Here is a 20,511-nt window from a genome sequence, read left to right on the forward strand (position 1 = left end):
CAGCCTCAGAGATAGGTTAGCGCAAAGGCTCGCAGCGCGTCGGGAAGGTGGTTGTAGATTTGCCCCGCGGGGATTTTGACCTGCAAAAAGCCACGGAAGATAATCGCGACACTGAAAGCGAACAGCACAACCAGTCCCAATGCCTGTTTGCTGCGAAACCCAGCCCGAAGCGCCAAAAACAGAGCGAAAACCAGCGTTGTAGGCAAGTAGCCGCAGAGCGGTACCAAAACCACATAGATCAGGAAGTAGAGCACATATTCCAGCGACCGAAGCCAGAATACGACCTCGGTCCAGCGCCCGGGAATGCGCGGAGAGACAAACGAACCCAATGCATGAAACGCGCCAAAAACAGCCATCCCGCAGACAGCAATGGTGGGCCACAGCGATGGCTGCGCAAACCATTTTGTGCGTTTGACCCATTGGGTCTGTTCACCCAGTTGGCTGAGCAGGAAGAGAGCAAACAACAGAAACGCAATAGCAAAGACCTTGTCGCCTGGACGGCGGTATCTTTGAAACAGTTCCTGGAAAAACTTGATGCGTGTCACGACGGGACCTCCTCCCTGATCTGGCAGCGAACTGATTTATCGGTTCGGAAGCGTGTGAGGGGTTCGCTACCCCTCACACAATGTCTATTATTCAAGCAGTTCTGCGATTACGCCGTTGACCTTGATATCTGCCTCGATTTGGGCGTTCGACTCGGCGGCGTCTTTCCAATAGATCAGCACGCCGGTCTCCTGCGACAGGGTCTTGGCAGCATCGCTGTCCAGCGCGGCGGTGGCGGCCGCTTCGATCTTGGCTTTCACATCATCCGGCGTACCTTTGGGCACGAATAGGCCATTCCACAACGACAGGGGCAGTTCCGGAACGATTTCACCCACCGTCCGTGCATCCGGTGTCAGCGGAGTGCGCTCTTCGCCGATCGACGCAAGGATCGTCAGATCGTCAATGCACGGTAACAGGGTCTGGATCGTGGCGTTGACAATATCCACATCGCCAGAAGCCAGAACGTTGCAGTCCAACAGATCGAAAGCAGCTTCAGAACCGAAATCCCACCCGGTCTTTTGCGCTGCGGCGAAAGTCACCTGAGTTGGCGCAAGGAATGATCCGTAATGTCCAAGCGCGACGTCGTTCTCTTTGCCGTATTCGGCCAGTTCTTCCCAGCTGCTATAGGGCTGGCTTTTCAGAGTGGCGATTACGAAGGGGTAGGTCATGAAGATTCCGACCGGTTCGAACGGGTTCGGGTTCAGCTCGGGGACGCCAATTTCCGGGCCAACGACAGGCACATCGATCACGAAGGACCCGACCGTGTAACCGTCCGCAGGCGCACCTGCCACTTCCACCGCACCCGGGAACGGGCCACCGCCACCGCCAGGTTTGTTCACGACCGCAGCCGGAACCCCGTACATTTCCTGGAACTTGTCCGCGATGATGCGGGTCAATACGTCTTCCAGATCACCCGGCGGGAAGGGCACAACAAATGAGACCGGCTTTTCCGGGTACTCGGCGATAGCCGCTGTTGCGCTAAGTACAGTGGCCGCGCATGCCATTTTGAAAACGTTCGTCATGGTTTTCCTCCCTTGTGACGAATTTTCTTGTGATTGTTGGTTCAAGAGGCGCCTGCCGGGACCTTTCCGACGGCAACCCATTGGTCGAATATTTCCAGTGCCGTGGCGCAGAAATCGGGGTCGTTGATGTGGGCGTCCAGTTCGGTGACCTGCACCGAGGGTGCGACTGTCGTGCTCAGTTCCCCAATAAAGGCCGCCAGCCCTTCGGCATCGTGGCAATCACCGCCCGGCCGATCCCATTCCTCGATCCCTTCACGCGGGATGATCAGATGCGTCGGGGCAGAGCTTTCACCGAGGCGCTTGTTTAGCTCGCGAGCAATCTCGCGCCGTTCATCGGCGTTGTAATAGGTGTTCTTGACGAGCTTGTTGTGGGTGTGGATCGGGCGGTCCTTGAACTGCTCAGGGATCTCCTGCCAGCCTGCAAAATCGATCAGGTCCATGCAGCCTGGAGCCACGATTTGCGGGATGCCCGCTCTTCCTGCCGCCCGATGCCGATCCTTGCCTGCATTTACGACGGATCCAGCCAACAGGTTGCCCAACTCGCACCCGGCAAAGTCCATTACGCAAACAAAACCCTTTTGGCTTGAGATCTGCTCAAAAGCCATGCCGCCCATACCCATGGCGTGAAACACCGCTACTTCATAACCGCGTGCTTCAAGAGCCGGTTTGAGCGTCTTGACGTATTTCAGGCAAGACGTTCCAAGCGATGTCATCCCCACCACGGGCCGCCCACTGACCGCAGGTTCTGCAGCGCATGCTGCACCCAGGACAGCGCCAGCTGCCTGAGCCAGCGAGGATCTACAGATTGCATTTAATCCATAGAGTCCCCCGGCCCACAGGATCATCTGAATGTCGGGCGACAACCGTTCTGCCGGGATTAGGGCCGAAAAAGACACAGTTGAGACGACGTATTTAGGCACCCCGATTGGCAAGGCATGACAGACGTCCAGCGCCAAGTCCGTACCCATCGTACCGCCCAAGATGATCACCCCGTCGATACGGCTTTCGTTGTTCAGCTGCCGGGCAAGCGCACAGGCGCCTGCCGACATGATTTGCATCGCCACATGTTCGCTGCCGCTGTCGATAGCCTCCTTGATGGTACTTCCACCAGCTTCGGCCACGTCATGCTTCGAGAAGTCGGTGGGCTGGGCAGGGTCTCCCAGCACGCTGACATCCAGTGTTTTTACATTGCCGCCCAGAGCACAGATCTTGCTGGCCATGAATTCCAGCTCGTCATTTTTTGTGTCGTAGGTACCAATGACCAGGATGGTCTTTTCCACCACAAGTTCCTCCCTTTTTTCGTTCTTTATCCGCGCATTATTTCACCCTTGGGGTCGTAGAACGGAGCCAACTGCACCTGCAGCGGATACATTTTACCGGCGATCTGAACGTCGAATCCGCCTTCGTCGATCCATGTTTTTGACACGCCTTCGTCGCGGTGCAGACTGGCCAAGCCAACCATGGCCTCAAGCCGGAAGCCCCAGTCGCCCGACGTTACGTGACCCACGATCTGACCGTCTTTCCATACGGGTTCGTTGTGAATCAGATACGGGCCAGATTTGGCGTCCACGCCCTCAACAACACAGGACACAGTGCGGAAGTCGGTAGCCGCGCCGCCTGCCTTCTGCTCAGTCAGAACCGCCTTGCCAAGAAAATCGTCCTCTTTGCCCAGAGCTACGGCAAAGCCCAACCCCGTCTCATACGGTGTATCATCTTCGGCGATGTCGTGGCCAAAATGACGGAAGCCCTTTTCCAAACGGCAGGCGTTCATCGCAAACATGCCCATGTGGCGCAGGCCGTGCGGCTTGCCAGCTTTCATCAGCGCCTCATATACACCAGCCACAAACTCGGTAGGCATCATAAGTTCATAACCAAGCTCTCCCAGGAATGACCGACGGATGGCCCAACCGCGGGCATAAGCCATATCGATCTCGCGCGCGGCTCCAAATGGGAAGGCTTCATTCGACAGGTCATCGCCTGAGATGGCCGCCAGTATCTCGCGTGACTTGGGGCCGTGGATTGTGATTAGGCCATAGCCTGAGGTGGCGTCGAACACTTCAAAGCGCCAACCCGGATCGGCATGGTCCTTGATCCAACCCTGATCGCGCATCTGGCTGGGGTGACCGGTGATGACCATAAAGCAATCGTGGGCAGTGCGGGTCACGGTCACATCGGCCTCAATCCCGCCACGCTTGTTCAGGAACTGGGTGTAGATCGAGGTTCCGACCTCAACATCCATTTGTGCACCGCAGACCTTGTTCAACGCTTTGACCGCGTCCGGACCCTGCACCTGAATTTTCGAGTACATCGACTGGTCGATCAATACCGCAGCATCCCGTGCGGCCAGACATTCGGCCTGCACATGAGGAGCCCAGTCTTTCCACCACAGGTTGGGTTCTTCGTTCCAACCCTTTTTCTCGGGGTCGAAATACATGGGCATTTCCCAACCGATCCGCTCGGCAAAGGTTGCACCCGCTTCTGTCAGGCGATCATGCAGAGGTACACGGCGCACCCCACGGGCCGAGTTGATCTGGCGCCCAACCCAGCTGACACCATAGTGGAAGCCTACCGATTCTGCGCTGCGATCGTGGTTGTATTTGGTGTTTCGTTGGAACGGATGCGCCCGGCGGGCCAGCATCGGGCCCATCCCGCGCGACGGGGCACCGTCGGTCATCCATTCGGCCATCGTCAGACCAACACCACCAGAGTTCAATATACCGTTCGAGTTCATGCCGGTAGCGACAAACAGCCCTTTGATCTCGCTGGTCGGGCCCAGATAGGGACGCCCGTCCGGAGTAAAGCTCTCGGGACCATTAAAGAAGGTTTGAATACCCATCTCACCCAGGGCAGGCATGCGCTCGAACATCCTTTCGAGGTTTGGCTCGACATGTTCCATGTCAAAGGGCAGTTCGTCGAACTCGAAATCCTCAGGGATACCGTCCTTGCCATAAGGCTTGCCGTGTTTTTCGAACGAGCCGATCAGAAGTTTGCCGGTATCTTCTTTCCAATAGGTCCGCTCTTCAGCGATGTTGAGGATCGGCTGAGTTTTCGGCAGGCCATCCACCGGCTCGGTGACTATGTAGAAATGCTCGGTCGCATGCAGCGGCACGGTAACGCCATGCGCCTTGGCAAACAGGTGGCTCCACATGCCACCTGCCAGAAGCACTTTGTCCGTGGCGATCACGCCTTTATCTGTCTCGACACCAGCAATCTTGCCATCGCGGATAACCAGCTGGTTGACCTTGGTGTCCTCAAACACTTGCGCCCCCAAGGCGCGGGCACCCTTGCTAAGCGCAACCGTGACGTCCAGAGGGTTTACTTGACCGTTGGAAGGTACAAAGAAGGCCGATTTCACATCGTCCGTTTCGATCAGCGGCCATTTTTCCTTCAGCTCCTCTGGCGAAAGCATGAAGCTTTCAATCCCCATGCGCACTGCGTGGTCGTGGCTGCGCAGAAGCTGTTCGTGTCGAACGTCGCCGATGGCCAGATTGATTGTTCCGTTGGGCTTATAGCCCGTGGCCTGCCCGGTTTCTTCTTCCAGGTCGCGGAACAGGCGCGCAGTGTATTTGCCCAATTCGGTCTGCGCAGTGCTGTCGCGCAACTGCCCCACAATCCCGGCCGCATGCCAGGTAGTACCGCTGGCAATTTTACGACGCTCAATCAGTACTGCCGGCGTGCCTCGCTTTGCCAGATGATACAGGGTCGACACACCGATGATACCGCCGCCGACAATCACCACAGGTGCCTGTTCAGGAATAGAGTGAGCCATCAAACTACCTTTCAGCCCACTCGTGCAGGCTATCCGCAGGTTTCCAACTGGGTGCAAATCAGGCTCGTTCGACACAGGCCTCATTCGCTCGAATGGGTAATTTGTGACAGACCGGATGGTTTGTGAAAAGAAAAACGCACTAATGGTGCGATTATAGCACCGACAGGTTTTGTTAAGTTAGATGGGATTTATCCCATCACCGTGTGTGAGGATGATCCCGTTAGCGCAGTTTCCAGTTTTTCGACGGCTGTTTTCAGAAACTTAGCCAGTTCGTCGCGACGCGCATCATCCATATTCAAATCGGGAACAGCTATTGCAATTGTTCCTGCAGGGTCTTTGTCGTCTGTGAAAAATGGCATCGCGACACTTGCAACGCCCATTTCAACAGTGTTGCGCGTCGCAGCGAATCCTCGGCTGCGGGTCTGCGCTATCAGTTCGTTGAGTTCATCTTCCTCCGTAACCGTATATTGGGTTAGCTTCTCGCGTTTTTCTGCCAGAAGCCGTTCTCTTGTTTCGTCGGAACAGAATGACAGGAAGGCGAGCCCAGAGGCGGAGGAATGGTAAGGGTAAGATTCAGCCGGTCGCAAATTGATGACGTTACCGCGTGGGGGCAGGGTAAATGATGCAGTTGCCATACCAGTTGCTCCTGGAATGCCAACGTGAACAGTTTCATTTGCTTGTGTTGAAAGCCACTGCGAAACGATTTGCGTTGCCTTGAACATTGGAACGGTGGCTTCTCGCAGTCGCGCCAATGAAAGGAATCCGTGCCCCAGCCGGTACTTTCGATTGTCAGGGTTTTGTTCGACAAACCCATGCTTGGTGAGAGAAATCAGCAACCTGCGAATGACAGCTTTGTCCTCGCCTGTGGCACGCGCAAATTCGTTCAAGCCGATTTCCAGATTTTCCAGCGAGAATTGACGCAATAAGCTCATGGCTTTGTCGACGGTTTTCATAAAGGCCCATTTCTTTTGAATGTCGTTCAGAGATGATCAGAACAGGAGGTTTCCAGTTGTTTCCTATTGTCAACTTGACATGAACCATACTTAAGCACTAGCAAATAACGCACCAAAGGTGCGAAAATCGCACCTAACGAGCACCAGATCGCGAATACGTACGGCAGTGGCGCACATGTTTGTGGAGGGAAAGCATTGGAAAAATGGAGAAAACCTACCGACTTTCGAAAGGTCTCGTTCCTTTTGTCTTCGCCAGAATCGCTTTTCGAAATTTCTGCCGTCATTGCAGTGCTGCATGCGGCGAATAAGATTCAAGAAAGCGAAGTGTTCGATTGGGAGTTCCTTTCAGTAGAAGGACAAGATGCCACCACGGAAACTGGCTTAAGCGTGAGTACCAGCCCGTTGCCGTCTGAGATGTCTGGTAAGCAGATGATTTTTTGCATTGGCCAGGAGGCATCTTCGCAAGAGACGCGAGCCAAAATGTCCGGTTGGCTACGAAGGGCGTGGCGAAGTGGTTATGTGATAGGGGCTGCCGGGGACGGCATTCATATTCTAGCCCAGGCAGGCTTACTGGAAGGCAAAGACTTTACCAGTCATTGGGAACACGCACTTTCGTTTCCCGAGAAATACGGCAATCTTTATCCTTCCGAAGAGCTTTTTTGTTTCGATGGCCGTTTGTTGACCTGTGGTGGAGGGAGCGCGGTTATCGACTTGTTTTTAACTATTCTGGCGCGAGAAATCAGTCTCGAGTTTGCCAAAAAAGTTAGCGACCAGCTCTTAAGTGGCCGTATACGCGATGGAACAGATTGTCCGAAAATGACCTACAGCGCTCGGTTTAACACGCGCAACAGTGTTTTGCTGAATGTTTTATCCGAAATCAGAGAAGGCATTTACGAAGACTTGTCCATTGAAGCACTTTGCGAGCGGCATTCTATTTCACGCCGCCAGCTGGAACGACTGTTCCTGCGCGACACTGGAATGCCGCCAGGGCAATACATCAAAGACACACGTCTAAGGCACGGAAGATACCTTTTGAGCCAGACGGAAATGACTGTGGCCGAAGTTGCCGCAGCCATTGGTTTCAATTCCACCGGAAATTTCAGCGCATCGTTCAAACGCAAATACGGGGTTTCGCCAAGCAAGTTCTCAGGAAGCATGGATCTTGATTCCTGAGGACAAGTTATCGCTCAGTGAACCAGCATTACTGGCACCTCGGAATGTGCCATTACATCTGTAGTCGCGCCTCCGAAAAGTTCGTGAGAAAACTTGCTGTGTTCGTATGCACCCATGACGATCATCTCAGCTCCGATCTCATCCGCTGTGGACAGAATTTGATATCCGACCCCTTTCGGAGCAGTCGCGCAGTGGACATGCTCGCAGACCACGCCATGCCGTTCCATCAGTGTTTTAATGCCACCGATACCATCAATACCTTTGACGGCTTTTTTTCCAACCGTGACCAAGGTAACCTTACCTTTCTGTTCCAGCATGACCATCGCCTCGCCCACGGCACGGGCAGCAGCGCGTTTCCCATCCCAGGCAACAAGGACATGGTTGGCCAGCCGATCACTCTCAAATCCATCCGGGATCATCAAAACCGGTCGTCCACTTTGCAGCGTCAACACGTCTGGGTGAGGTGATAAATGCGTGTCACTAGAGTCTTCGGAATGTGCGCCGATCATTACAACGTCAAACCCGCGAGCAAATGCAGACAGGACATAATCATCGTTGTCGTCGAATTCCGCAAACTCGGCCTTTTCCAACCAGCCAGCCGACTCTACCTCACTTTGAAACTGCCGTTTTATTGTAGCGGAGCGTTCGTCTTCCTTTTCGCGCAGTATGGAAAGAATCTGTTGACTGACTACTCCGCCAAATCGTCTTTCGAGGTTCATGGGGCTGTGCGCGACAACCCCGGTTAACCACGCATCGTGGTGCCTTGCGGCGGCAAGTGCATAGCGCAATACCGCAGCACTGTTTTTTTCACCGGAATAAGGGCAGAGTATACTTTTGATTGCCATAGTGTTTTCCCTTGTTCTTTAGGCCTGCCTGGGAAATTAATGAAGCCATTAGTCGCTGCAATCCTATCACTCGGATTGTGCACGTACTTGACCCAAGTCAGGCTGCTACCGAATATGATTAACGGCGCATCGGCGTTACAGAAGCCTCTACTTAGAAGCTTCGAGAGCCTGCTTAAGTGTTTCCCGATCACCAATGTGATTGGCCAACACGAGAATGAACCGAGAGTTCAGCGCGTCGCTTTCCTCATCCGATAGCCCTTCATGCGCTGCGAGGAGGTCGGCATAAAAGTCATCCGGAGAATAAAGGTTCGGTTCAGTAATCAGGGGCATCGGCTTATTCCTTTCCACAGGCATTCAGGACTGCTGAACGCAGCGCGTCTTCGTCATAATCGCGCCACCGCGCGGTGACATGCTGATCCGGGCGGATCAGGTAGACCGCTTGGCTTTCCAATCCCAGGTAACGTTGTGCCAATGCGCCGGAGACATCATCCGAGGCATTTAGGGACACGCTTCTGACCTTGATACCTTCAATATCGACGCTGTTTGGGACTTCGGAGTTGATCGCCAGAAGCACGAAGTCGTTTCCGAGTTGATCGAGCAGGAAGCCATCACCAATCGGTGCATCCTTGCAAGGAGATCCAACCCTCGATGCAGCAGGACCGCCCGGCAGATCATCCGCCCCGTTCAGCGACGAGTGATCATAGGTACAAGGCACCGACAGACGACCCGAATTCACCAAAGGGCGGGCGAATTCATGGCGTTCCGCCAGTTTGAGTACGGCATCTCGGAAGTTCTTGCTCACTTTCGATTTCGGCGTGATGAAATCCGTCGACCGGGTCGAATTCATAATGTTTTCATCCGCACCGAAAACCCGTTCGTCATCATAGGTGTCCAGGAGGCTTTCAGGTGCCTTGCCCGAGATCACAAGGCCAAGTTTCCAACCAAGGTTGTCGACGTCCTGAAACCCGGAATTCGCGCCGCGTGCTCCAAAGGGCGACACTTGATGCGCCGCATCGCCCGCGAAGACGACGCGCCCATGGCGGAACTTGTTCATGCGACGGCACTGGAATGTGTAGATTGACGACCAAACCATTTCATAGTCAAATTCATCGCCCAGCATCGCATCCAGACGTTTGCGGATGTTTTCCTCTTTCAGTTCCTCTTTGCGGTCTACATCCCAGCCGATCTGGAAGTCGACGCGCCAAACGTCATCAGGCTGTTTGTGCAACAAAGTCGAGGCCCCGGATTTGAAGTATGGCTCGAACCAGAACCAACGTTCCGTCGGGAACTCGTTGTTCTTCATCTTGATATCGGCGATCAGGAAGCTGTCCTGAAACACCCGGCCTTCGAAGCCCAGATCCAGCATGTCCCGCGTTGGTGAATTTGCGCCATCGCAGGCGATCATCCAATCCGCTTCAACCTGATATGGCCCATCCGGCGTTGTGACGGACAGAACGACATGGTCGTCCTTCACGTCCACCGCATCGACCCGGTTCTTGCCCCGGATCTCAATCGGAGCGCCGCGTTCCTGTTCTGCGCAGATGGCTTCGAATATGAACTTTTCGAAATAGGGCTGCTGCAGGTTGATGAAGGCGGGGTTGCGATGACCGGATTCGGGCAGAAGGTTGAATTCAAAGACCTGCCGGTCATCCTGAAACACTTTGCCGACATTCCAGACTACACCCTTATCGAGCATCGGCGCGCCGCAGCCATAGCGGTCCGCGATTTCAAGCGTCCGCTTGGCAAAGCAGATGGCACGGCTGCCCATGCCGATTCCTTCGTGATCGTCCAGAACCAACGCCGGAATGCCCTGCCGACCCAGGTCCAGCGCGGTAGCGAGACCAATTGGACCGCCTCCGACAATGACGACCGGGTGACGTACCGCTTCGGGTGCGTCCTGGTCTTTGGACTTTTCATACGGGTAAAGCTTGAAAGCGAGGGAATATCGGTCCTGGAGCATCGTAATACCTAACTTGCAGAGTTGGGGTGAGATGGGTCGGGATCAGCCTTGCAGCTGTTCCCACATTTCCAGGTCACGTTTGTCGGTCCAGATACGGGGATGGGTGATCCCGCGGGCCTCGTCATAGGCACGGCTGACGTTGAACGGCAGGCAGTGCTCGTAGATTGCGTAGTCCTTGAACTTGGGGTCGCAGGCGTCGCGGACCGCGTCCCAAGCGTCCTTGAGCGAACCGCCCTTCATTGCAACGCGTTTGGCAGGGCCGTAGGTCGAGTTCACGAAGTCACGGGTGCTTTCGATGGCGCGCTCGACGGCATCCTTGCCGACCAGTGCGGCGCCGCGGCCTGGTGCAATGGCATCGACGTCATATGCCTTGATCGCGTCCAGCGTGCCGCCCCAGTCCTCGAAATGGCCGTCGCCGCAATAGCACGCCGAATGGTCCTCGACGATGTCGCCGGTGAACATCACGTTCTGGTCCGGCACATGAATCACTGCATCGCCCGCTGTATGGGCGCGGCCGATTTGTTTGATGTCCACTCGACGGTTGCCCAGATACACAGTCATGCTGTCGCTGAAGGTGGTGGTGGGCCAGGTCAGGCCGGGGATGCTTTCATGGCCTTCGAACAAGCGCGGAAAGCGCTGGAATTCGCTGTCCCAGTCCTCCTGACCGCGCTCCACGACCATCGAGCGCGCCACGTCGGACATGATGACTTGCTGCGCGTTGAAGGCGCTGGCGCCCAGCACACGCACGGCGTGATAATGGGTGAGGACCACGTGGCTGATCGGTTTATCGGTCACCGAACGCACGCATTCGATCACTTTGTTGGCCAGGCGTGGGGTCGCCTGCGCCTCGACAATCATGACGCTGTCGTCGCCGATAATGACGCCCGAGTTCGGATCGCCCTCGGCGGTAAAGGCGTAAAGCCCGTCGCCGATCTCATCAAAGGTGATTTTCTTTTCAGTCAGGTCGCCTTGCGACGCGAATGCTTTAGCCATGGGTGTCCTCCGGTGCCCTTGCGGGCGATTTGATGTGTCAGTTGCGTTTGTAAGGATCGTCAAGCGCGGGCAGGACTTGCCCTATGCAGTCGCCGAAGCCGATATGATAGCCGTCGCCCTTGGCCGCGCCACGCAGGGTCAGCGTGTCGCCGTCCTCGATAAAGCTGCGGGTCTCGCCGGTGGCGAGGGTGAACGGTTCCTTGGCACCCCAACTCAGTTCCAGCAGCGACCCGCGGTTTTCCTTTTCTGGACCGGAAATCGTACCCGAACCCAGCAGATCGCCTGTGTTCATCGCGCAGCCGGACGTGGTGTGATGCGCCAGTTGCTGCGCCGCCGAATAATACATCACGTTGTAATTGGTCCGGGCAATCGTCGTGGCCGCCTTGCCTTCGGGGGCCAACGTGACCGACAGGTCGATGTCATAAAGCATCGGCCCGACGTCCTTGAGATGATCCAGCAATTCGAATTCACGCACGGGGGTGTCACAGCGGAACGGCTCCAACGCCGCTTTGGTGACGATCCACGGGCTGATCGAAGTTGCGGTGGCCTTGGCCTGAAACGGTCCAAGCGGCTGGTATTCCCAGGCCTGCATGTCGCGCGCGGACCAGTCGTTCAGCAGGACGTAGCCAAAGATGTTGTCATCCGCCTCCTGGACCGAGATCGGGCCATCAGACGGGGTGCCGACGATGGCGCCCATCTCAAGCTCGATATCGAACCGTTGTGACGGTGCGAAACGTGGCAAGGCGTCGTTCGGGCCCTTGAGCTGCCCCCATGGGCGGCGGATGTCTGTGTTTGAAACGACAACCGACGAAGCGCGGCCATTGTAACCGATCGGGATGTGCAGCCAGTTCGGCGGCAGCGCGTTTTCCGGCCCGCGGAACATGGTGCCGACGTTGAAGGCGTGGTGCTTGCCCGCGTAGAAATCGGTGTATTCGCTGACGGCGAAAGGCATATGCATCTCGGCATCATCCTGTGCGACGAGCAGGGGTTCGACTTTGGCCTGCTCCTCAGCGCCTTCGGCCAGCAGGGCTGTCAGCCGGTTGCGCAGAGCGGCCCAGACGGCGGGACCTGACTCCATCAGCGGGTTCCAGAAAGGCAGATCGAACAGCGGCTCGTCTGCCAGTTCAATCAGACCCTCAGCCTCGGCGGCTGTGACGTCCAGGATCATGTCGCCAATCGCAACGCCACAGCGGGGGTCCTCACCCTTAGTCGAAAACACGCCGTAGGGCAGGTTGTTCAGGGAAAACGGGTGGGCCGCATCATTGGCCGAGGCCACCCAGGAGTTCATCAAAGGCATTGCTTCTCCAAACCTCTGTTAAAGGCCCGGGATTTAAGGGAAAATCCCAGGTTTTTCTGTTGCGTCACTTTTTGCCGGGTGTGCCGTCGAATTTCTTTTCGATATCCGTCCAGCAGTCGATGTAATCGTCCTGCAGCGGCGCCTCGTTGGCGGCAAACCCCGTCAGGTGCTGCGGGAAGCGCGTTTCGAACATGAACGACATGGTGTTGTCGAGCTTGTCCGGCCCGAGGTTTGCATTCGACGCCTTCTCAAAGGCTTCCTTGTCCGGCCCATGCGGCAGCATCATGTTATGCAAGCTCATGCCGCCCGGAACAAAGCCCTGTGGCTTGGCATCATACTGGCCGTAAATGTTGCCCATCAGCTCAGACATGATGTTTTTGTGGTACCAGGGCGGGCGGAATGTATCCTCCATCACCATCCAGCGCTCACGGAATAGGACAAAGTCGATATTGGCCGTGCCCGGATGGCCCGAAGGCGCTGTCAGAACGGTAAAGATCGACGGGTCCGGGTGGTCAAAAAGGATCGCGCCAACCGGGCAATATGCGCGTAGATCGTATTTGTAGGGCGTGTAGTTGCCATGCCAAGCGACAACGTCCAGCGGGCTTTGATCAATCTTGGTGGCGTGGAACTGGCCACACCACTTCATCGTCACGGTTGACGGCACCTCGCGATCCTCGAATGCGGCCACAGGCGCCTTGAAATCGCGCGGGTTGGCCATGCAGTTCGCACCGATCGGGCCGCGCCCCGGCAGTTCGAATTTCTGACCGTAATTCTCGCAGACAAATCCACGACAGGGGCCTTCCAGTACCTCGACCCGATAGACCAGACCGCGCGGGATGATCGCGATTTCCTTGGGTTCAACGTCGATGATCCCCAACTCGGTCGCGAACCGGAGACGGCCTTCCTGAGGAACCACCAACAGCTCGGAATCTGCCGAGAAGAAATAATCGTCTACCATCGACTCGTTTACCAGATAGACATGGCTGGCCATGCCAACCTGCGTGTTCACATCGCCCGCAGTGGTCATTGTCCGCATACCGGTAACCCAGGTCAGTTGCTCATCGGTATGAGCGACCGCGTCCCAGCGATACTGGCCCAGAGAAATGACATCCGGATCGACGCAGGGGGCCGATTTCCAGTAGGGCAGATCAATCCTTTTGTAGCGGTGAGAATGCTTGACCGACGGGCGGATACGATAACACCACGTCCGTTCCGGCGGGTTCGCGGTAAAGGCCGTTCCGCTCAGCTGTTCGCCATAAAGACCGTAGTTGCAACGCTGAGGGCTGTTCAGGCCTTGCGGTAGCGCCCCCGGCAAAGCCTCGGTCTCAAAGTCATTCGCCCAACCGGGCATGTAACCCTTAGAAATAGCGGCTCCGTCATCGGCAACAGTCAATCCGCTATGCTTCACGAGGTCGTTCATCTGGATCTCCTGTTAAAACGATTCGAGTAGGCTTTGAGCTTGCCATCAATATTCGTTGCAAATGCAACGATGTCAATATTTTTGTTGCAAATGCAACGAAAGCCTGACTTCAATAGCTTTGAAAGGAATTCAATACATGACCACTAGAGACTTGCCAGAGTTCGATTTGGAAGGGTTCTTGCCGTACCGCCTTACGGTACTGGCAACGCATTTGAGCGCAAAAATGGCTCAACAATATAAACATGAGTTTGGTGTTTCGAACCCCGAATGGCGCGTTCTTGTGAATGTTGGATATGCTGAAAACCCGTCGGTTCGAGACATCGAGAGACGGGTCAGCCTGGAAAAGTCAAAAGTCAGCCGGGCGGCAGCACGCCTCAAAGCCCGCGGCCTGATCACCAAGGTTGTAGATCCCAATGACCGACGATTGGTCAAGCTCGACCTGACAGAAAAGGGCGCCGATCTGCTCAGCCAACTGGTTCCAATCGCAATGTCGTTTCAATCCAGCCTGGAAGCTAAACTTGGGGAAGCTGAGGAGGCTTTGATCGCCGCCCTCGATTTGCTTTCGGAAGAATAATTGATGAAACTCTATGACTATTGGCGCTCTTCGGCCAGCTATAGGGTTCGGATCACCCTTGGCCTTGCCCGGGAAAACTGAGAAACCGTAATTGTGAACCTGCTGAAGACCGAGCCACGTTCCGAAGCGCACTTGTCGAGGAACCCACAGGGTCTGGTGCCGGTGCTGGAAATAGATGGGCACAGTCTAACTCAGTCTCTCGCGCAGATCGAATATATTGTCGAAACCAGATGCCTCGGCCTTCTGCCGTCGGACCCGGTGAGCCGTGCCGAGGTGCGCGCTCTGTCTTATGCCGTGGCGATGTAAATCCACCCGGTTTGCAATCTTCGTGTTGCGAAATGGGTCGTCGAACAATCAGGGAAACAGATTTCGATGGAAGGCTGGATGCAGCACTTTTTCGGTGAAGGGCTGGCGGCTTATGAAGGCATGATTCAGGGCGGCCCGTATTCTTACGGTAACCGTGTAACGCTTGCCGATATTTGCCTGATGCCGCAACTTTACAATGCGCAAAGGTGGGGCGTTAAGCTGGCTGACCTCCCCAAGATCGCTCGGATCAAAGACAGTCTGGATCTGATTCCGGCCTTTCAAGATGCCCATCCGGACAGCAGCCCGCATTAACTGTTTTCGTTCACCTGATCCTGCCCATATTGAGCCACAGCTCGTTCAAGTGCGCGAAGCCCGTCCTTGAGCTTGTTCATGTCATCATCGCTCATGTGTCCCAGAATTGAGTTAGCACAGCTCTGAACGGCCGGAAAAACTTCGTTAAACAAGGACTTTCCCGCCTCAGTGCAGGTGTATTGGCGCAACCGTCGATCACTATCCGCAACGGCGCGACCGATCAGACCTTTGTTCTCGAGCCGGGTGGCTGCGCGGCTGACCTGAACCTTGTCTAATGTGGTGCGCTGCGCCAACTGCAGCGAGTTTAACTGTCCCGCACTGGCCAAAAGAAAAAGCAAGCGCCATTCCTCCCGCGACAAGCCATAAGTGCGGCCATAGACCTGTACAAGTTGGCGCGAAAACGCTTCGGCGGTCGATGCAAGCTGATAGGGAAAATATGTTTCAAGGTTCATAGGATCGCCTCATTTGCAGTTAATGTAGTTCGTTGCAAATGCAACGATTTGATCTAGATCAAATTGCGTGATGCCGAACCCGGCTAATCATTGCAAATGCAACGATTCCGGAGGAGGCTGCAATGAATGCTCAGAATCTCAAGCTCGATCAAATTCATCACGTCGCATATCGGTGCAAAGATGCGAAGGAAACCGTCGAGTTCTACACTAAAATGCTGAATATGGGCTTTGTCCTGGCAATTGCCGAAGACTACGTTCCTTCTACACATGAACCTGATCCCTATATGCACCTGTTTCTGGATGCCGGTAACGGCAATGTGCTGGCATTCTTTGAACTGCCGACCAAGCCTGAAATGGGGCGCGATCCGAATACCCCGAAATGGGTCCAGCACATCGCGTTTAAGGTCAAGGATCGCGAAACGCTGATCGGGTTCAAGGAACATCTTGAAGCCAACGGCGTCGATGTGCTGGGCGTCACCGATCACTCGATCTTCCATTCGATCTATTTCTTCGATCCCAACGGCCACCGTGTGGAGTTGGCTTGTCCCGATCCAGAGGAAGAAGAAATGATCAAGCGGCTGGACGCGGTGAAATGGGACATGCTGGAAGAGTGGTCGCGCACTAAAAAGGCGCCTCAACATGCGGATTGGCTTCACGCCAAAGAGTTGGGGAAGAAGTGATGCTGAACACCTACGATTTTCCCGAATTCCCTTATGTACAGTCAAAGGAGCAGAAATCCGGCCAGACGCTTCGCCACCCTGTCGTGATCATCGGGGGTGGTCCGGTCGGGTTGACCGCCGCGCTGGATCTAGCAGCGCAAGGGATCAAGGTTGTTGTGCTGGACGACAACAACACGGTTTCGGTCGGTTCTCGGGCCGTCTGCTATGCCAAGCGTCCGCTTGAAATCTGGGATCGCCTGGGTGTGGGCGAGCGGATGATCGAAAAAGGCGTCGACTGGAAGTTGGGGCGCGTGTTCCTGCGCGATAAAGAGGTCTACACCTTCGATCTGCTGCCGGAAGACGGGCACAAAATCCCGGCCTTCATCAATCTTCAGCAATACTATCTTGAAGAGTACATGGTTGAAGCCTGTGATAGGAACCCTCTGATCGACATCCGCTGGAAACACAAAGTCGTGTCGCTGCGCCAGCAGGATGACCATGTCGAGATGGCCGTTGAAACGCCGGACGGGATATTCAACCTCGAAGCGGACTGGCTGTTGGCCTGCGATGGGGCAAATTCGGATACCCGTCGCATGGTCGGGGCCGAGTTCACCGGCCAATTCTTTCAGGACCGTTTCCTGATTGCCGACATCGTGATGAAGGCGGATTTCCCGGCCGAACGCTGGTTCTGGTTCGATCCCAACTTTCACCGGGGACAGTCGGCGCTGTTGCATAAGCAATCCGATGACGTCTGGCGTTTGGACTTCCAGTTGGGCTGGGATACTGACCCAGAGGTCGAGAAGCGCCCCGAAAACATCATCCCCCGCGTCAAAGCGATGATTGGTGAAGATGTGGAGTTCGAACTGGAATGGGCGTCCGTCTATCAGTTTGCCTGTCGCCGGGTCGATCAGTTCCGCCACGGACGCGTTCTGTTCGCTGGCGATGCGGCACATCAGGTTTCACCATTCGGTGCGCGCGGTGCCAATACCGGGGTTCAGGACATCGACAATTTGTCGTGGAAACTGGCTGCCGTTTTGCGCGGCGAAGCCCCGTTGGCCTTGTTGGACACGTACCACGGTGAACGAGCTTATGCCGCCGATGACAACCTGCTGAACTCAACTCGTTCAACAGATTTTATCACGCCAAAGAACGGCGCATCGAAACGTTTCCGCAACGCTGTTCTGGACCTTGCAAACAAGACCGAGTTCGCCCGACCGCTGGTCAATTCGGGCCGGTTGTCCACGCCTACGCCGTATCTGGACAGCGAGTTGAACACGGCCGATGAGGGCGCGTGGAAGGGGCGAATGGTGCCAGGCACCTGCGCCTCTGACGCACCGATTGTCGTGAACGGCAAGGAAGATTGGCTGCTGGAACAGCTCTCTGGCGGCTTTGTTCTGCTTGCCTTAGGCGTTGAGGCGGAACCGGTCCCGGCCGGTGCTTTTACACCGAAGGTGGTCACTTTGGGTAGCAGCTTTGACGATTCACAGGGGCTGGTGTCCGAGCGTTATGACGCAGCGGACGGCGCGCTGTATCTGATCCGTCCTGATCAACATATCGCAGCCCGCTGGCGTAGTTTCGATGCGGACGCCGTGAAATCCGCTATATCCAAAGCTACAGCAGGAGCAATCTGATGAGTCTGAACCTGAAACCCAATATAGAGTCTCCGGACGATTTCTATCAACTGCTCACAGATGCGCAGCGCGACCTGTCGGACGAAGACGCCAATGACATGAACGCGCGTCTAGTTCTGATCCTCGCCAACCAAATCGGATCACTGAGCGATCTGAAAGAAGCGATCGAATTCGCGAAATAAAGCACGTCACGCCCGCTAAGTCGGGCGTGACATTCCATCCCGCCAGAGATTGCAAGTGAAACCTGCCGTACAAATTCAGCAACCGCCATCTAAGCGTGCTGCTTTAGGTAACCCCCTCGCAAATAATAAGTTGCAAGTCTCTGCAATTTGAGGCGAGGATTCCAAGACCCGCCCGGGTGTAATCCAGGGTGATCGGAACGGATGCGAAAAAATGAAAAAAGCCATAAAATCCGAAGACGCCGCTAAACTGATCCCCGATGGTGCAAGCCTTATGATCGGTGGTTTTATGGGTGTAGGCACTCCAAATCGGGTTATCGATGCTCTTGTTGCACGCGGTGCTAAAGATCTGGAAATCATCGCAAATGACACCGCGATGCCAAATGTCGGTATCGGCAAACTGATCGCGGCAAATGCTGTACGTCGTGTTGTGGCGAGCCATATCGGGCTTAACCCGCAAACACAGGAAAAGATGATGTCTGGCGAGATCGAGGTTGAACTTGTGCCACAAGGCACGCTGGTTGAACAGATACGCGCTGCCGGTGTCGGTCTTGGGGGAATCCTCACGCCGACGGGGTTAGGCACCAGGGTCGCTGAAGGGAAAGAGATCGTGACTGTCGGCGATCAAGATTACTTGCTAGAACAGGCCATATCTGCCGAATTTGCTCTGATCTCAGCTAAAAACTGCGACTATGTCGGCAATCTCGAGTATTCGCTGACGGCGCATAACTTCAATCCCGTCATGGCGCTTGCAGGAAAGACTGTGATTGCTGAGCCTGAGCATATCCTGCCAGTTGGCGCAATCCCGCCCGACAGCGTCAAGACGCCGGGCATTCTGGTTGATCACATACTTGAAAGGGCGCGCAAATGACCCAGCCAACCAGCCCCAAGGACATTATTGCCCGGCGCGTGGCTCAAGAGGTCAAAACGGGAATGCTTGTCAATCTGGGCATCGGACTGCCAAGCCTGGTCGCCAATCATCTGCCTCTGGATGCCGGCGTGTTCTTTCAGGCCGAGAATGGCGTCATCGGTTTGGGTGCGCGCCCGCCCGAAGGGATGGAGGACGAAAACCTGACAGATGCAGGTGGTGGATTTGTTTCCGCAGTACCCGGAGCCGCGTCCATCGACAGTGCGATGAGTTTCGGCATCATTCGTGGCGGCCATCTGGATATGACGGTTCTGGGTGGTCTGCAGGTGGATGCTTTGGGGAGGTTGGCAAACTGGATGGTTCCAGGCAAGCTGATACCGGGGATGGGCGGCGCCATGGATTTGGTCACCGGCGCGCGTCGCGTAATCGTCGCGATGCAGCATTCGGCGAAAGGCAAATCTAAGATTGTTTCGCAGTGTGACCTACCGTTAACTTCGACCCGACCCGTGGATCTTGTGGTCACCGAACTGGCGGTTTTTGTTCCGACGCAGGAGGGGCTCGTCCTTTCGGAACTCGCACCGCGTGTATCCATCGAAGAGGTAGAGGCAAAGACTGAGGCCAGTTTTTCCGTCGCTCCGAATGTCGGCGAGATGGACATGTCTGAATGGGCAATCTAGCGCATAGCCAACAACCTACAGAACGATGTGCACTTGTTTGTTAGCATAAATCGGATGCATGCCCGATGGGCTCTCTACGCGCATCAGGCTTGTCCATGTGGCCGACCTTCTTCGAACGACAAAATATGGTCTTCAGGAAGTTGCAGAGGCAAGCGGCTACCGTAGTGCCGCGCAGTTTTCCTACTGCTTCCTCAAGGCTTATTCACTTAGACCTGAGAAATACAGACGAACGAACGGGTGATCGCTGGATCAAGGGCAGCGAGCCTAATTCCATCCAGGCGACTTTCGAAATTGCAATGAACTCACTGAGAGGCTGACGCGGTAAAAAACTGCGATCGTTGACTGTCCTATGTCCTGCGAGTTGCCTATCCACCTCAAAGCGACGGTTCGAACTTGTGCTCCTCAAGGATGAAGTGTGAGAAATACTGTTCGACAATACCCACCTCGGACAGGATCTCTTTGATTGCGCCCTGAAACGCGGACATGGTCGGTGCAGACATCACGACAATCAGATCGGTCTCGCCCGAAACGGTATAGACCTGCGAAACGGCACCGCTGTCATTGAAACGTTGGATCACCGATTGAAGCGAAGCGTCGTCATGCTCCTTTAGTTTGACCGTCACGATCACCTTGAGGCCCCGCCCAACTTTTTCGGCATCAGGCAGGGCGACGATCCGCCGAATGACTCCCTTCTTCTTCAATGCCGCCACACGCCTGAGGCAGCTTGATGGGGCAAGCCCGACCTTGCCAGCAAGGCGCACATTCGAAATGGAGGCGTCTTTCTGCAGGATATCCATGATTTTTTGGTCTATTCGGTCCATAGAGCTTTCCGAATAATGTTGCGTGACGATCGAATTTTGTTCCAATATTTCAGAATA

At 55.3% G+C, this 20,511-nt stretch carries 23 protein-coding genes; 10 read left to right on the plus strand and 13 right to left on the minus strand.

What is annotated here, in order from left to right; genetic code table 11:
* Positions 1–5 precede the first annotated feature (5 nt).
* From ABLN94_RS03955 to ABLN94_RS03975, 5 genes are all read right to left on the minus strand, one after another.
* On the minus strand, positions 6–545 hold the full coding sequence (locus ABLN94_RS03955; protein WP_352989415.1) for a tripartite tricarboxylate transporter TctB family protein: 540 nt from the start codon (positions 543–545) through the stop codon (positions 6–8).
* Between the two features lie 87 nt (positions 546–632).
* A complete protein-coding gene (locus tag ABLN94_RS03960; protein ID WP_352989418.1) occupies positions 633–1,565 on the minus strand; it encodes a tripartite tricarboxylate transporter substrate-binding protein in 933 nt (310 codons plus the stop codon).
* Positions 1,566–1,606: 41 nt separating this feature from the next.
* Positions 1,607–2,848 (minus strand): Tm-1-like ATP-binding domain-containing protein, encoded by a 1,242-nt coding sequence (locus ABLN94_RS03965; protein WP_352989421.1) that lies wholly within the window; start codon positions 2,846–2,848, stop codon positions 1,607–1,609.
* Between the two features lie 23 nt (positions 2,849–2,871).
* A complete protein-coding gene (locus ABLN94_RS03970) occupies positions 2,872–5,334 on the minus strand; it encodes an FAD-dependent oxidoreductase (protein ID WP_352989424.1) in 2,463 nt (820 codons plus the stop codon).
* A 188-nt stretch (positions 5,335–5,522) separates the two neighbouring features.
* On the minus strand, positions 5,523–6,287 hold the full coding sequence (locus tag ABLN94_RS03975) for an IclR family transcriptional regulator (protein WP_352989426.1): 765 nt from the start codon (positions 6,285–6,287) through the stop codon (positions 5,523–5,525).
* A 195-nt stretch (positions 6,288–6,482) separates the two neighbouring features.
* Here ABLN94_RS03975 and ABLN94_RS03980 point away from each other — a divergent pair, with 195 nt between their 5' ends.
* Positions 6,483–7,460 carry a GlxA family transcriptional regulator gene (locus ABLN94_RS03980; protein ID WP_352989429.1) on the plus strand — a complete coding sequence of 326 codons (978 nt, stop codon included), beginning with the start codon at positions 6,483–6,485 and terminating at the stop codon, positions 7,458–7,460.
* 14 nt (positions 7,461–7,474) lie between these two features.
* Here ABLN94_RS03980 and ABLN94_RS03985 read toward each other — a convergent pair whose 3' ends face one another.
* The 6 genes from ABLN94_RS03985 to hmgA form a co-directional block, all read right to left on the minus strand.
* A complete protein-coding gene (locus ABLN94_RS03985; RefSeq protein ID WP_352989432.1) occupies positions 7,475–8,305 on the minus strand; it encodes a universal stress protein in 831 nt (276 codons plus the stop codon).
* A gap of 147 nt (positions 8,306–8,452) precedes the next feature.
* Positions 8,453–8,635, minus strand: coding sequence for a DUF2783 domain-containing protein (locus ABLN94_RS03990; protein WP_352989435.1), 183 nt, complete (start codon positions 8,633–8,635; stop codon positions 8,453–8,455).
* Positions 8,636–8,639: 4 nt separating this feature from the next.
* Positions 8,640–10,265 carry an FAD-dependent oxidoreductase gene (locus ABLN94_RS03995; protein WP_352989438.1) on the minus strand — a complete coding sequence of 542 codons (1,626 nt, stop codon included), beginning with the start codon at positions 10,263–10,265 and terminating at the stop codon, positions 8,640–8,642.
* Positions 10,266–10,307: 42 nt separating this feature from the next.
* Complete coding sequence (locus tag ABLN94_RS04000) at positions 10,308–11,258, minus strand: MBL fold metallo-hydrolase (protein WP_352989441.1); 951 nt, start codon at positions 11,256–11,258, stop codon at positions 10,308–10,310.
* 37 nt (positions 11,259–11,295) lie between these two features.
* The gene (fahA, locus tag ABLN94_RS04005; RefSeq protein ID WP_352989444.1) at positions 11,296–12,555 is read right to left on the minus strand and encodes a fumarylacetoacetase; all 1,260 of its coding nucleotides are present in this window, start codon (positions 12,553–12,555) and stop codon (positions 11,296–11,298) included.
* A gap of 64 nt (positions 12,556–12,619) precedes the next feature.
* Positions 12,620–13,975 carry a homogentisate 1,2-dioxygenase gene (gene hmgA / locus ABLN94_RS04010; protein ID WP_417750500.1) on the minus strand — a complete coding sequence of 452 codons (1,356 nt, stop codon included), beginning with the start codon at positions 13,973–13,975 and terminating at the stop codon, positions 12,620–12,622.
* Between the two features lie 151 nt (positions 13,976–14,126).
* On the opposite strand from hmgA, the gene ABLN94_RS04015 reads away from it, so the two are divergent.
* The 3 genes from ABLN94_RS04015 (at position 14,127) to ABLN94_RS04025 (ending at position 15,167) form a co-directional block, all read left to right on the plus strand.
* A complete protein-coding gene (locus tag ABLN94_RS04015) occupies positions 14,127–14,549 on the plus strand; it encodes a MarR family winged helix-turn-helix transcriptional regulator (protein ID WP_352989447.1) in 423 nt (140 codons plus the stop codon).
* Positions 14,550–14,642: 93 nt separating this feature from the next.
* Positions 14,643–14,855 (plus strand): glutathione S-transferase N-terminal domain-containing protein, encoded by a 213-nt coding sequence (locus ABLN94_RS04020; RefSeq protein ID WP_352989450.1) that lies wholly within the window; start codon positions 14,643–14,645, stop codon positions 14,853–14,855.
* Positions 14,856–14,933: 78 nt separating this feature from the next.
* Positions 14,934–15,167, plus strand: a complete 234-nt coding sequence (locus ABLN94_RS04025) for a glutathione S-transferase C-terminal domain-containing protein (RefSeq protein ID WP_352989452.1) — start codon at positions 14,934–14,936, stop codon at positions 15,165–15,167.
* Here ABLN94_RS04025 and ABLN94_RS04030 read toward each other — a convergent pair.
* Positions 15,164–15,619, minus strand: coding sequence for a MarR family winged helix-turn-helix transcriptional regulator (locus ABLN94_RS04030; RefSeq protein ID WP_170745285.1), 456 nt, complete (start codon positions 15,617–15,619; stop codon positions 15,164–15,166). The genes ABLN94_RS04025 and ABLN94_RS04030 overlap by 4 nt on opposite strands.
* Positions 15,620–15,741: 122 nt before the next feature.
* Between ABLN94_RS04030 and ABLN94_RS04035 the strand changes: the two genes are divergently transcribed.
* The 6 genes from ABLN94_RS04035 (at position 15,742) to ABLN94_RS04060 (ending at position 19,874) form a co-directional block, all read left to right on the plus strand.
* A complete protein-coding gene (locus ABLN94_RS04035) occupies positions 15,742–16,299 on the plus strand; it encodes a VOC family protein (protein ID WP_352989455.1) in 558 nt (185 codons plus the stop codon).
* Entirely contained in the window at positions 16,299–17,909 is a 1,611-nt protein-coding gene (locus ABLN94_RS04040) for an FAD-dependent oxidoreductase (RefSeq protein ID WP_352989458.1), read from the plus strand. The genes ABLN94_RS04035 and ABLN94_RS04040 overlap by 1 nt, the downstream gene beginning before the upstream one ends.
* The gene (locus ABLN94_RS04045) at positions 17,909–18,091 is read left to right on the plus strand and encodes a DUF2783 domain-containing protein (RefSeq protein ID WP_170745282.1); all 183 of its coding nucleotides are present in this window, start codon (positions 17,909–17,911) and stop codon (positions 18,089–18,091) included. The genes ABLN94_RS04040 and ABLN94_RS04045 overlap by 1 nt, the downstream gene beginning before the upstream one ends.
* 211 nt (positions 18,092–18,302) lie before the next feature.
* Positions 18,303–18,959, plus strand: coding sequence for a CoA transferase subunit A (locus ABLN94_RS04050; protein ID WP_352989461.1), 657 nt, complete (start codon positions 18,303–18,305; stop codon positions 18,957–18,959).
* Positions 18,956–19,633 carry a 3-oxoacid CoA-transferase subunit B gene (locus ABLN94_RS04055; RefSeq protein WP_352989462.1) on the plus strand — a complete coding sequence of 226 codons (678 nt, stop codon included), beginning with the start codon at positions 18,956–18,958 and terminating at the stop codon, positions 19,631–19,633. The genes ABLN94_RS04050 and ABLN94_RS04055 overlap by 4 nt, the downstream gene beginning before the upstream one ends.
* Positions 19,634–19,691: 58 nt before the next feature.
* Entirely contained in the window at positions 19,692–19,874 is a 183-nt protein-coding gene (locus ABLN94_RS04060; RefSeq protein WP_352989464.1) for a helix-turn-helix domain-containing protein, read from the plus strand.
* A 133-nt stretch (positions 19,875–20,007) separates the two neighbouring features.
* Here the strand turns inward: ABLN94_RS04060 and ABLN94_RS04065 are convergent, their stop codons facing one another.
* Entirely contained in the window at positions 20,008–20,454 is a 447-nt protein-coding gene (locus tag ABLN94_RS04065) for an Lrp/AsnC family transcriptional regulator (RefSeq protein WP_352989467.1), read from the minus strand.
* Between the last annotated feature and the right edge of the window lie 57 nt (positions 20,455–20,511).

The sequence above is a fragment of the Ruegeria sp. SCP11 genome (assembly GCF_040329455.1).
GTDB lineage: Bacteria > Pseudomonadota > Alphaproteobacteria > Rhodobacterales > Rhodobacteraceae > Ruegeria > Ruegeria atlantica_E.